This is a genomic window from Paraburkholderia sp. BR10923 (assembly GCF_040948765.1).
GTDB classification, from domain to species: domain Bacteria; phylum Pseudomonadota; class Gammaproteobacteria; order Burkholderiales; family Burkholderiaceae; genus Paraburkholderia; species Paraburkholderia youngii.
In genome coordinates, this window is sequence record NZ_JBFPKO010000036.1 from 1 (window position 1) to 13,154 (window position 13,154).

Here is a 13,154-nt window from a genome sequence, read left to right on the forward strand (position 1 = left end):
GCACGGCCGGCAACGACGTGAACTTCGATCTGGCACGCGACCTGAAGGTCGACAGCGTGACGATGGGTGACACGGTGGTGAACAACGACGGCCTGACCATCAAGAACGGCCCGAGCATCACCACGGGCGGCATCGACGCGGGTGGCAAGACCATCACGAACGTGGCGGAAGGTGTGAACCCGGGCGATGCGGTCAACATGGCGCAGCTGACCGAGACCAACACGAACGTGACGAACCTGGGCGACCAGGTGACGACCATCGGCGACCAGGTGACGAGCATCGGCGAGCAGGTGACGAACGTGTACGAGAACGGTACGAAGTACTTCCATGCGAACTCGACGGGTGCAGATTCGTCGGCGCTGGGTGAGGATTCGGTGGCAATCGGTATGGGTGCGGTGTCGAACAACGCGAATGATGTGGCGCTGGGCACAGGCTCGACGACGTCTGCGGCGGTCGGCACGAGCGGCGCGACCATCGGCGGGACGGCATATGCGTTCGCCGGTGCCAACCCGTCGAGCACGGTGAGCGTGGGCAGCGTGGGTAACGAGCGCACGATCACGAACGTGGCCGCCGGTCGCCTGAGCGCGACGAGCACGGACGCGGTGAATGGCTCGCAGCTGTACGCGACGAACCAGCAGGTGGACCAGCTGAGCGAGGACATCAGGAATGGTGCGGGCAGCGGGACGGATCCGCTGGCGGTGCATTACGACGACTCGTCGAAGGGCGCGATCACGCTGGGCGACGGCATCCATGGCACGAAGGTCACGAACGTGGCCGAAGGCGAGCTGTCGTCGGCGAGCACGGACGCGGTGAATGGCTCGCAGCTGTACGTCACGAACCAGCAGGTGGACCAGAACACGAAGTCGATCACCAACCTGGGTGACCAGGTGACGAACTTGTACGAGAACGGCACGAAGTACTTCCATGCGAACTCGACGGGTGCAGATTCGTCTGCGCTGGGTGAGGATTCGGTGGCAATCGGTATGGGTGCGGTGTCGAACAACGCAAATGATGTGGCGCTGGGCGCAGGCTCGACGACGTCTGCCGCGGTGGGCACGAGCGGCGCGACCATTGGCGGGACGGAGTATGCGTTCGCCGGTGCCAACCCGACGAGCACGGTGAGCGTGGGCAGCGACGGTAGCGAACGCACGATCACGAACGTGGCCGCCGGTCGCCTGAGCGCGACGAGCACGGACGCGGTGAACGGCTCGCAGTTGTATGCAACGAATCAGGCACTGGACCAGATCGGTAGCAATATGACCAACCTGGATCTAGGCGTGGTCAAGTACGACATCAACACCGATGGCACGGTGAACTACAACAGCGTGACGCTGGGTGGCGGCCGGTCGTCTGGTCCAGTGGTGTTGACCAACGTTGCCGCAGGATCGTCAACTTATGACGCTGTGAACTACGGTCAGCTGCAAGCGCTGCAGAACGAGGTGACCAATGTCAACAGCCGAGTCACCAACATTGAGAACAACGGTGGCTCGGGAGGCAACGGTGGATCGGGCAGCAATCCGTACTTCAACGCAACGGATACCTCGTCGGATGATAGTGCCGTTGTCAACGTTGCGGCGCCGGGTACGGGTGCGGGCAGCACCACGGCTGGTTCCGGTGCGGTGGCTACGGGTGACAACGGTACAGCAGTCGGTTCGAACGCCAACGCCTCGGACAGTGCAGTGGCAATAGGCTCAGGCGCCGCGGCATCCTCTGGTGCGGTTGCAGTCGGTCAGGGTGCGCAAGCCACGGCTTCCAGCTCGGTTGCCTTGGGTCAGGATTCGGTTGCTGATCGGGAGAACACGGTCTCTGTGGGCTCCGCTGGGAGACAGCGTCAGGTCACCAACGTCGCGGCTGGCTCACAAGCAACCGATGCCGTCAACGTCTCGCAGCTGACGGCCGTGGTTGATGGTCTGGGCGGCGGCGCCAGCATCGATCCGACGACCGGTGCGGTGACCGGACCGTCGTATCAGCTCTCAGGTGGCACATACTCGAACGTGGGTGATGCCCTGTCGGGCCTCGACGACCGCATGAACGCTGCAGACCAGGCGATCAACGATGTGGCTAGGGGCGCTTACTCGGGTATTGCGGCGGCCACTGCGCTGACGATGATTCCGGACGTCGATAAGGACAAGACGCTGTCGATCGGTATTGGTGGCGGGACCTATAAGGGCTATCAGGCTGTCGCGATCGGTGGTACGGCTCGCATCACGCAAAACATCAAGATGAAAGCGGGTGTTGGCTTGTCCAGCGGTGGAACGACTGTCGGGGTGGGCGCCTCGTACCAGTGGTAAGCGTTTAGTAAGAGGGGGTACGCCCCCTCTCTCCTCCGCTTCGAATCAAACAATTTTTTCTTCTTTCGCTTCAAGCGAATCTACAAAACATGAAAAAGCACTTTTCAGTTTATCCACGCCTGGCATTGCTGGGCTCAGTATTGGGGCTTGTGGCGGCATGTACGACGCAATCGGGCCCCACCTACAACGCACATGCAATCGTTGCTCCAGACCAGAAAGCGCCGACTTATCGCGTCGAGTGCGGTGGTCTGCTCGAAAGTTCACAAACCTGTTTCAAAGTGGCGGCCGAGATCTGCAAGGACAAGCCTGTCACGCTGGTGCAGGCCGTTGATGGAGTCAGGTCCGGTGTCAATACGAAAGATCCGCGCGAGGTTACCTTCATGTGTGGTAAACCGGTTGAGGCGCAAGCTGTCCCCGCCCCGGTTCCCCAACCTCCATCTCAACCGAAACCCGAACCTCGACCTCAACCCCAGTCTCAGGAGCGCCGCCAGGTCCTGCTGCAGGGCGACGCGAATTTCGCCACGGATAGTGCCGTATTGAGTAGTGCGGCAAAGGCGAGTCTCGATAATTTCTTGCGCGTGAATGAGGGCATCAACTTCCGACGTGTGACGATAATTGGTTACACGGATTCGACCGGCACACGAGCCCACAACCAGAAATTGTCGGAAGCGCGTGCCCAGTCGGTCCTGCAATACCTGCGTAACCGCGGGTTGATGGCCCAGAGTTTCGTCGCCGAGGGCGCGGCCGCGGATGATCCGGTCGCCTCGAATGCGACTGCTGAAGGACGCGCGCTCAATCGCCGCGTGGAAGTGCGCGTCGTAGCGTCTGGAGTCATCTCCTGATCGTCCCGTTCAGTTGATACTCCGCCGTCGCCGTAATGCCGTTCAGTCAAGTCACTGAACGGCATTTATTTTTTTCATGAGACTTCTCGTGCGGACCTGCGCTCGTCGGTCCCTGCCTGAACGCGGCTCGAATGACTTCAAACGCGCAACGCCTCAGATTGGCCGTATGATGCTGAAATCATCTCCAAGGTCCCGGATGCGGGTCCGCCATGCCATCAAAGAGCACAGATTCCACTGGACATGAGCGTGTGACTTACGCACTCAATGGCGATGCACACATTGATGAGCCGAGCAGGCTAAACCGATATCAGCGGGCGCTGGTCATGGGGGCGGGCATCGCCATCTCGTTTGTGCTGGTGCTGTTGACCGGCGTTGTGCTGCACTCGGCGGTCGCGGAATACATAGAGGATCGCTACAGAGACTTCTCTCTACGCCAAACTCGCCTGCAACTGGAGTTCCTCGAGCGGGAAAGAACCTTGCGAGCCGCGATCCTGCATGAAGAATCGGGGTGGGGCACGCGACCACTTCCACCCGCGGCCCTCATCGACGAATTTGCCGCGCAGCATGGACAAGTCATTCTGCAGAGACACGCGAATTTTGACCCGGTGATGATGCTCGGCGATGTTGGTCCGTCGCACCACGCATCGGATTTTGCACCGTATCTCGCGCTCGGCGTCGATTTTCATTATCGTGTTGGACCTTGGGCCAAGGTGCAGACCAATGCGGTGTCAGGCTATTTCTATTCACCGGACCGGCGCTTCGTCGGAATTCTTCCTGCACCGGCATCGGGCAACCCGGTCAAGCAAAGCGGCGCGATAGACGTCCACGAGCTTCTCGACCGCATTGCACCGGACCTCGGCGATCTGACAGACCCAACGGTGATCCAGCGGTTGCGAGAGGGCGAGGGTGCGACCTGGTTTGGGCCAGTCACAGATCCATTCGGCGACAAGCCCGCAATCCGGCTCGTCATGCCGGCTTTTAGTGAGGGCAAGATTTTCCTCGTCGCTGTCCGAAAGATCTACTTGGGTTCCATAATCGAAATACTTGCCGGGGGGCGCTACGATGAAGAATCGCTGCTGCTGGATTCCGCCGGCAATGTGATCCTCAGTACAGCCACGCCGGGTAGCGACGCTACGCTGACGCAACGGATTCTCGAGTCTCGTTCGCAAGCGACGCAGGGAACCGGGGAAAGCCGTCGCTATCGCAATCGACTTTTCACGGCCAGTGCGGAAGTAACGAATTCTGGCTGGATCATCGTTTACGCATTCACGTGGCGCACGATTCTGCGCGACTTGGGGCCGCGCCTCGCTGCGTACATTGCAGTGATGCTGCTGGTCCTGGGATTCATGTGGCTGCTTCTGTTGATGCTCGATCACAAGCTGTTCAAGCCCGACTACGAACGTTCGCAACGAGTATTCGAAAGTGAAGCCTTGAATCGCGCGATGGTTGCCGCTGCGCCGTCCGGGTTCGCGCTGCTGTCTTTTGAACAGGGCGAAATTCTGTTGCAGAGCAACCTGATGCGTAGCTACGAACTGAACACGCATCCGGACGAACCACGCTTGCACGAGCGTTTGCTCTCTCTCTATGACCACAGCCCCGACGCTCCCGCGTGGCAGTCCGATCTGGAGATGCCGCTCAGGCTAGCCGATGGCCGGGTGGACGACCTGCTGGTGAGCATGGTGCGCACCAAATATCGCGGGAAAGACGTGTTGCTATGCAGTTTTTCCGACATCACGACGCTGAAGAACACCGAACGCAAGCTGGACGAGGCGCGTGCCGCGGCGGACGCCGCCAACGAGGCGAAGTCGGCGTTCCTCGCGATGATGAGCCACGAAATACGCACGCCGCTCAATGCCATTCTCGGCAACCTCGAGCTGCTCGGACGCTCGCCGTTGTCGCCGTTGCAGGAGGAGCGGGTAGGGGTTGTCACGTCGTCGTCCACTGCGTTGCTCGGCATCATCAACGACATCCTCGATTTTTCGAAGGTGGAGTCGGGGCAGATGACGCTCGAGTCGATCAGCTTCGATCTCGGTCAGGTGATTCGTGAGGTGGCCGCGATGTTCGAACCAGTCGCGCAGGCGAAGGGGCTCGAGTTCGACTGCGTGATAGATGATGCGCTCGCGCCGCACTATCTCGGTGACCCGACGAGAATCCGCCAGATCGCGATCAATCTGGTCAGCAATGCGATCAAATTCACCGCCACGGGCGATGTCCTACTGGAGGTCTACCTCAAGGACGACACGGCCGACGATTCTCCGATCGTGATCGGTGTCAGCGACACCGGCATCGGCATGACTCCGCAGCAGCAGGAGACGCTATTTCATGCTTTTACGCAGGCCGATTCGTCGATTGCGAGGCGCTACGGCGGAACAGGCCTCGGACTCGCGCTCTGTCTGCGCCTGACTGAATTGATGCATGGCACGATTCGGGTGAAGAGCGAGTTGAATGCCGGAAGCACCTTTGTCGTGACCTTGCCCATTCCGGTGAGTGCAGCCACCCCGGTCAGCGCCCCAGGGCATACCAAAGCCGAACCGAAGTCCACCGAGATCGACACACACGCCATCCACATCCTCGTCGTCGACGATCAGCTCGCCAATCGGGAGCTGCTTGTCGCTCAACTTGCCACGCTGGGATACGAGGCCGATATGGCCGAAAGTGGCGGTGCGGCGTTGCGGCGCTTCAACGAGCGCCACTTCGATCTGGTGATGACCGACATCAATATGCCGGGGATGGACGGGTACGCGCTCGCGCGGTGCCTTCGTGCCCAAAGTTCGACGGTGCCGATCATCGCGATTACTGCGCACGTCGCGGCAGAAGTGCGCGCGCAATGCACGCAAGCGGGAATCGACGAGGTCCTGCTAAAACCTGTCCTGCTCGACACGATGGAAGCGACGGTGCGGCGGCTGGTCAACGAAGCAGCCAGGCGTCCCGCGAACGACACCGTGGCGAGGCGCGACATTTCGCAAGGGCCATTGCCCGAGCACATCCACGCCGCGATGACTCAGGCGCTGAGGGATTCGCTTCGGGAACTGCATGCCGCCATTGAGCTTGGGGATATGAAAACGGTGCTCGCCCAGCTTCATGCGGTACGCGGATCTTTCGCGATGATTCAGGAACCCGAAGTGGCGAATGCTTGCGCACAGATGGAGCAGCACGCCAGAAATAACGACATTCCTGAGGTTAAGGAGGGGCTCAATCGTTTTGAGCCACTCGCTTATTCGACGCTCGCGCGGCGCGTTATGAGCGTATAGCCGGAGACGTGAGTTTTTGGCTTCAGCCATGGATCGGCGTCAGGAGAAGCAAGAACTGAGTGTCGACTTTCCTGATTGCGCTCCCGGCGTTGGCCAAAATCTTCGATGCCCATTTCACCGACGCGCCACACTCGGCACCCGTCCAGTTTCCCCTTGATGCCCCAGCGCGCGCGACAGATTGCCCACCTCTCGCTTGAGCAACGCCGCGAAGTGCGCGACGCGCTCGTCGGTTACGCGCACGCTCGGCCCGAAGATGCACACCGAACCCGCCACCTGGTTCGCACCGTTGAAGAACGGCGCGGCCACCGCTACTGCGCCGGCGATCAGCTCGTGATGGCTGGTGCCGAAGCCCTTTGCGCGGACCGCATCGAGATCGGCGGCGAGCGCCGCGACGTCCTGATCCGGATCGGTCAGATACCGCCGCAGATCGTCCTCTGACAGCGGCATCTGCGAAAGAATCGTGCGGCCGCTCGCGCCGAGCACGAGCTTCTCGCGATAGCCGACTCCGCGCCGGAAACTGAGCGGCTGCGGACTTTCCAGTTCGGCGACGCAAATCCGGTAGGTCCCCTCCGGCACGAACAACGCGACCGTCTCCGAGGTCGCTTCCCAAAGCTCGCGCAGCATCGGCTGCGCGAGCTGCGCGATCGTATTGTTCGCCATCCAGGCGTGCGCGACTTGCGCGACCGAACTGCCGAGCCTGAAGCGCTGCGGCTCGCCCGACGACGCGAGAAAGCCGTTCTGTTCGAGCGTATTCAGCAGTCGGTACAGCGTCGGTCGGCTCAGGTCCACGCGGGTCAGCAACTCCGCGACGGTCAATTCCTTGTCCCCGGGTCGGAACACCAGAAGAATTTCTAGCGCTCGTTCGACTGCGCGCACATTTTCGTGCGGCTTTTTTTCTTCCATTTGAAATTTCCTTTCCGCGAAGGTCCGCGTCGATTGCACATTGTAGTGAAAGTCCCTATCGGCACGAACTTGACTCACATCAATCTGTCCGTACAATGAGACCATATTCTCATACAACGGACAACCGGATTCGGAGGAATTATGGACAAGAACATGTCGGAGACGCTGGTTCGCACTGGCCCGGGCACGGCGATGGGTAATCTGATGCGTCGCTATTGGGTGCCGGTGCTGCTCGCGAGCGAAATCGCGGAGCCCGATTGCCCGCCGGTGCGCGTGCAGATCCTCGGCGAAAAGCTGCTGGCCTTTCGCGATTCCGAAGGCCAGCCCGCGCTGATCGACGAGTTCTGCTCGCACCGCGGCGTGTCGCTCTACTTCGGCCGCAATGAAGAGAACGGCATTCGCTGTTCGTATCACGGCCTCAAATTCGACCGCAACGGCAACTGCGTCGAGGTGCCGTCCGCACCGCAGGCGTGCAAGCACATGGGCATCACCGCGTATCCGTGCATCGAACGCGCGGGCATCGTGTGGGCGTACATGGGGCCGAAGGACCGTCAGCCGGCGCCGCCGGATCTCGAGTGGTGCAACCTGCCGGACAGCCACGTATTCGTGTCGAAGCGGCTGCAGGAATCGAACTACCTGCAGGCGATGGAAGGCGGCATCGACACGAGCCACGTGTCGTATGTGCACCGCTACGAAGTCGACGATGACCCGATGCACCAAGGCACGAAGGCGCTCGACTACATCAAGGCGGACGGCAACGTGATCTTCGAGATCGAGAAGCAGCCGTTCGGCCTCACGCTGTTCGGCCGCCGCAACGGCGAGCCGGATTCGTACTACTGGCGCGTCACGCAGTGGCTGTTCCCGTGGTACACGCTGATCCCGCCGTTCGGTGACCATTCGCTCGCGGGCCACGTGTGGGTGCCGATCGACGATCACAACTGCTGGGCGTGGAGCATCAACTTCCGCCCGGACCGTCCGCTCGACGAGCAGGAACTGGCCGACCTGAATGCCGGCAAGGGCATTCACTGCGAGTACGAGGAGGGCGGCTCGTTCCGTCCGAAGGCGAACAAGGACAACGACTACCTGATCGACCGAAAGGCGCAGAAGGAAAAGCGCGCGTACTCGGGCGTGTTCGGCTTCGCGATGCAGGACGCGTCGCTGCAGGAAAGCATGGGTCCGATCCAGGACCACAGCAAGGAAAAGCTGTTGCCGACCGACCGCGCGATCGTGATGGCGCGCCGCATGATGTACGAGGCGGCCACGGCGCTGGTGCCCGACACCGATCCGCCCGCAATCGACGCCGACCAGCAGCGCGTGCGCGCTGCCGGCGTCTTGCTGCCGCGCGATCAGAAGCCACAGGAATGGGCGGTGATCCATCTGCACGACGGCAAGGACCAACCGATCTACACGATCTGATGCACGGCGGGGCCGGGCTTCTCTCCGCCCCCGTGTGTCGTCGTCTGGTCCGACTGGACCTTCTGCCCATTCCGCAAAAGGAGGCCGGCTGCGCGCCGGCAAGCAATGCAGCAACGTAAAAGACTCGAAGACAAGGTCGCGCTGATCACTGGCGGCGGAGGCGGCATCGGCGCCGCGACCGCGCGCGTGTTCTGCGCCCAGGGCGCTGCGGTAGTGCTCGTCGATGCGAATCCGGAGGCGCTCGCGCGCGTCACTGAAGACCTGAAGGAGGCCGATCCGTCGGCGCGTGTCGAGACGTTCCCGGCCGACGTGTCGGATGACGCCGATGCGGTGCGCGCGGTGCAGTTCGCCGCCGCTTCGTTCGGCCGGCTCGACGTGCTGGTCAACAACGCGGCGATGCGCAACTACAGCGCGCTCGCCGACGCGACGCCGGCCGAGTGGCAGGCGATGGTGTCGGTCAATCTGGTCGGCACGTCGAACTATTGCAGGGCGGCGCTGCCGTTCCTGCGTCGCGCGGGCCGCGCGAGTATCGTCAACGTATCGTCGTGCTATGCGGTGACCGGCCGCAAGGGCATGGGCCTGTACGACGCGACCAAGGCCGGCATGCTGGCGATGACCCGCACGCTCGCGTTCGAAGAGACCGCGAACGGCGTGCGCGTGAACGCGATATGCCCCGGGTCGACGCTGACCGGATTCCACGTGAACCGCGCCATTGCAGCGGGCAAGAGCGTCGAAGTGCTGAAGACGCAGCGCCAGGACACCTCGCTGATCGGCCGCTGGGCGTCGCCCGAAGAGATCGCGTGGCCGATCCTGTGGTTCGCGAGCGACGAGGCGTCGTACATCACCGGCACGACGCTGATGGTCGACGGCGGCCTGTCGGCGATGTGAGCGGAGGAGAGGTGGCATGAACATGACCGATTCCACGCTGATGGTGCGGGTCGCCGCACGGCGCGACGAAGCCGACGGGATCGCCGGCTTCGAGTTCGTCGATGTCGACGGCCGCGAGCTGCCGCCGTTCGAGGCGGGCGCGCACATCGACGTCTACGTGCCCGGCGGGCCGGTGCGGCAGTACTCGCTGTGCAACGCGCCTCACGAGCGTCACCGGTATCAGATCGCGGTGTTGCGCGACGCCGATTCGCGCGGCGGATCGCTGCGCATGCACGAAGCGGTGAACGAAGGCGACGCGATCCGCATCGGCGTACCGCGCAATCATTTCCCGCTCGCCCGCCATGACGCGAAGCCGCTATTGCTCGCGGGCGGCATCGGCGTCACGCCGATTCTCTGCATGGCGGAGCAGCTGGCAGCGATGGGCGCGGCGTTCGACATGCATTACTGCGCGCGCTCGAAAAGCCGTGCGGCGTTCGTCGAGCGAATCGCCGCGTCGTCGTGGGCGGACAACGCGCAGTACCACTTCGACGACGAGCACGGCATGCTCGATCTGAACGCACTGCTGACAGGCGGCGCGGACCGGCATCTGTACGTGTGTGGTCCGCAGGGCTTCATGAACGCGGTGCTCGATACGGCGCGCTCGCTCGGCTGGAGCGACGATCGTCTGCATTACGAATACTTCGCGGCGGCGCAGCCTGCCGGCGACGGCGGCTCGTTCGACGTGCGGCTCGCGCGCTCGGGCCGCGTCGTGTCGATTGCGGCCGATTGCACGGTCACGCAGGCGCTCGCGGCGGCGGGCGTCGACGTGCCGGTGTCGTGCGAGCAGGGCATCTGCGGCACCTGCATCACGCGGGTGCTCGAAGGCGAACCCGACCACCGGGATCTGTACCTGTCGCCTGAGGAGCAGGCCCGCAACGATCAGTTCCTGCCGTGCTGTTCACGTGCGAAGTCGAGGGTGCTGGTGCTCGATCTGTAACGGCATTCGCCCGCGCCGGTCACAGCAGGCGGCCGGCACCCTATCCATCAGAAAGAAAGAAAACGGGCGGCCGCTGGCACGCCCGGCATTGGAGGAGTCATGGAGAAGAATCTGGCGTCGTCGGAGGGCATGTCCGCGAACGTCTGGGCCACGAACGGCGCACGGGAGGCGAGCAGCGCCGACACGAACCCGTATCGCTGGGTCGCGCTGTTCATCGTCTGGGCCGCGTTTCTGCTCAGCTATGTGGTCCGCGTGGCGTGGAGCACGGTGGCCGCGCCGGTCGGCGCGTCGCTCGGCATCAGCGTGTCGATGCTCGGTGCGTTCGTGACCGCGTTCTACGCGGGCTATGTGCTTGCGAACGTGGTCGGCGGCATGCTGACCGATCTGCTCGGCGGTCGCGCGATGCTCACGCTCGCGCTGCTGCCGCTCGGCGTACTCACGTTTACGTTCGGCTATACGCATTCGCTCGCCTTCGGCATCGTGATTCAGGCGGCGATGGGTTTCGCGGCGGGCGCCGACTACTCGGCCGGCATGAAGATCATTCCCGCATGGTTCACGCGCGACCGGGGCCGCGCAATGGGCCTCTACACGACCGCGACGTCGCTCGCCGTCGTGATCGCGAACGCGGTCGTGCCGTCGTTCTCAGCGCGGCACGGCTGGTCGAACGCATTCCATATGCTCGGCATCGTCACGTTCGCGTGGGGCATCGTCACGTTGCTGCTGCTGAAGAACCGGCCTTCGAACGAAGCGAAGCCCGCGCGCAACAGCCTGCAGGACATGCTCGGCCTGTTGCGCAACCGGAACCTGATTGCCCTGTCGATTGCGGGCTGCGGCGGCTTGTGGGCGACCGTCGGCTTCGCCGCATGGGGCAACGCGCTGATGACGCGCCAATACGGCATTGCACCGATCGTCGCTGGATCGATCGTCGCGTCGTTCGGCATCGGCGCGGTGATCGCGAAGCCGACGCTCGGCTGGATCTCCGATCTGCCTGGCGTGTCGCGGCGGATGATGTCGATCGGCTGCCTGATAGCGTTCACGATCGCGCTGCTGGTGTTCGGCTACTGCTCGACCGCGCATCAGTTCTATCTGGTCGCGCCGATCCTCGGGGCGTTCTCGTTCGGCTATCTGCCGGTGCTGATGGCACAGGTGAGCGACGCATCCGGCAAGCGCCTCGCCGGCGCGAGCGCCGGCTGGACCAATGCGATCTGGCAGTCCGGCAGCGCGGTGTCGCCGATGGTGGTCGGCTCGCTGTATGGCGCGAGTCATTCATTCATGCTCGCGCTCGTCACGCTCGCGATCGGACCCGCTATCGCGGTCGTCGCGATGTTCTTCGTCAATCCGCACATCGCACGCGAATGACCGACTCTCTCCGGCAGCCGCCGCGGCCACGCGCCGGCTACCGCGACCACAGAGATCGAACGATCACGCTTTCGCAGCACAAAACAACTCAATTTCCAGCAGGAGACACATGGTGAAGCACAAGCCTCTCGCCAGGCCCTCGAAGGTCCTTTTTGCATGTGGTATTGGTATCGGCATCAGCGGCGCGGCGCACGCGCAGTCGTCGGTCACGCTGTACGGCATCGTCGACTCGGGGGTGACCTACGTGACTCACGCTGTCACGCCGCAGGGATCGTCTGGCACCCAGGTCGCGCTCGGCACCGGCAACCGGCAGAATTCGCGTTGGGGTTTTACCGGCAAGGAAGATCTCGGCAACGGACTGCGGGCGATTTTCACGCTCGAATCGGGCATGGCGATGAACACCGGCGCGCTGCAGCAAGGCGGGCGGCTGTTCGGCCGGCAAGCGTTCGTCGGACTCGAATCGGACCGCTACGGCGCGATGATGCTCGGCCGGCAGATGACGCCGATGTACCGCTACTTCCTCGCGCTCGACCCGCTCGGTTATTCCAGTTACGGCCTTTCCGCGCAGGACGCGCAGTTCGTCGGTCGCGCGGATAACGCGGTGTCGTATCTCGGCCATGTGGGACCGTTCGAGCTGAATGCGCTCTACAGCTTCGGCTATGACGCAGTCGCCTCCAACGTGCCGGTGGCGGGCTCGTTCCGCGTCGGCAAGCAGTACGACATCGGTGGACGCTACGTGCAGGGGCCGCTGAATCTGACGTTCGTGTACGAGCAGCGCCAAGGCTCGGTGATCGCGACATCGGGCGATAGCGAGCGGCGCTACGTGGCCGGCGGTTCGTATGCAATCGGCAAGGCGACGCTGTACGGCGGCTACGAATTGCTGCTGAACGATGTCCCGTCGACGCTCACCGCATCGCCGCCGCAGTCGATGGCGTTCGCGGGCGTGCGCTACAAGGCGACGCCGGCGCTGGACCTCGCAGCCGCGACTTACTACCACGCGTATCGCCAGGTCGACGCGCACGCATTGAGCACCGGCGTCAACGCGGACTACTGGCTGTCGAAGCGCACGGCGCTGTACACCGACATCACCTATGTGATCAACAGCTCGAAGGCCGCGCTGAGTGCGACCGGATGGGCGACTTCGGTCGCGACGACGACCGTGAAGACCGGCGCGAACCAGCTGGCGGTTGCGATCGGCGTGCTGCACAAGTTCTGACGGCGGCGGCGC

At 62.9% G+C, this 13,154-nt stretch carries 9 protein-coding genes; 8 read left to right on the plus strand and 1 reads right to left on the minus strand.

What is annotated here, in order from left to right:
* The 3 genes from AB3X94_RS36720 to AB3X94_RS36730 all read left to right on the plus strand — a co-directional run.
* The coding region (locus tag AB3X94_RS36720; protein WP_368614067.1) for a YadA family autotransporter adhesin at window positions 1-2,291 on the plus strand (2,291 nt) is incomplete at its 5' end.
* Between the two features lie 89 nt (window positions 2,292-2,380).
* On the plus strand, window positions 2,381-3,133 hold the full coding sequence (locus AB3X94_RS36725; RefSeq protein ID WP_176105615.1) for an OmpA family protein: 753 nt from the start codon (window positions 2,381-2,383) through the stop codon (window positions 3,131-3,133).
* Between the two features lie 248 nt (window positions 3,134-3,381).
* The gene (locus tag AB3X94_RS36730) at window positions 3,382-6,384 is read left to right on the plus strand and encodes a response regulator (RefSeq protein ID WP_368614068.1); all 3,003 of its coding nucleotides are present in this window, start codon (window positions 3,382-3,384) and stop codon (window positions 6,382-6,384) included.
* A gap of 114 nt (window positions 6,385-6,498) precedes the next feature.
* Here AB3X94_RS36730 and AB3X94_RS36735 read toward each other — a convergent pair whose 3' ends face one another.
* Entirely contained in the window at window positions 6,499-7,287 is a 789-nt protein-coding gene (locus AB3X94_RS36735) for an IclR family transcriptional regulator (protein WP_368614069.1), read from the minus strand.
* A gap of 141 nt (window positions 7,288-7,428) precedes the next feature.
* Here AB3X94_RS36735 and AB3X94_RS36740 point away from each other — a divergent pair, with 141 nt between their 5' ends.
* From AB3X94_RS36740 to AB3X94_RS36760, 5 genes are all read left to right on the plus strand, one after another.
* Window positions 7,429-8,703 (plus strand): aromatic ring-hydroxylating dioxygenase subunit alpha, encoded by a 1,275-nt coding sequence (locus AB3X94_RS36740; RefSeq protein WP_176385139.1) that lies wholly within the window; start codon window positions 7,429-7,431, stop codon window positions 8,701-8,703.
* 105 nt (window positions 8,704-8,808) lie between these two features.
* Complete coding sequence (locus AB3X94_RS36745) at window positions 8,809-9,591, plus strand: SDR family NAD(P)-dependent oxidoreductase (RefSeq protein ID WP_176105618.1); 783 nt, start codon at window positions 8,809-8,811, stop codon at window positions 9,589-9,591.
* A gap of 16 nt (window positions 9,592-9,607) precedes the next feature.
* Window positions 9,608-10,567, plus strand: coding sequence for a 2Fe-2S iron-sulfur cluster-binding protein (locus AB3X94_RS36750; protein ID WP_368614070.1), 960 nt, complete (start codon window positions 9,608-9,610; stop codon window positions 10,565-10,567).
* A 99-nt stretch (window positions 10,568-10,666) separates the two neighbouring features.
* A complete protein-coding gene (locus tag AB3X94_RS36755) occupies window positions 10,667-11,926 on the plus strand; it encodes a nitrate/nitrite transporter (RefSeq protein WP_176105620.1) in 1,260 nt (419 codons plus the stop codon).
* 109 nt (window positions 11,927-12,035) lie between these two features.
* On the plus strand, window positions 12,036-13,142 hold the full coding sequence (locus AB3X94_RS36760; RefSeq protein ID WP_368614071.1) for a porin: 1,107 nt from the start codon (window positions 12,036-12,038) through the stop codon (window positions 13,140-13,142).
* Window positions 13,143-13,154: the final 12 nt, after the last annotated feature.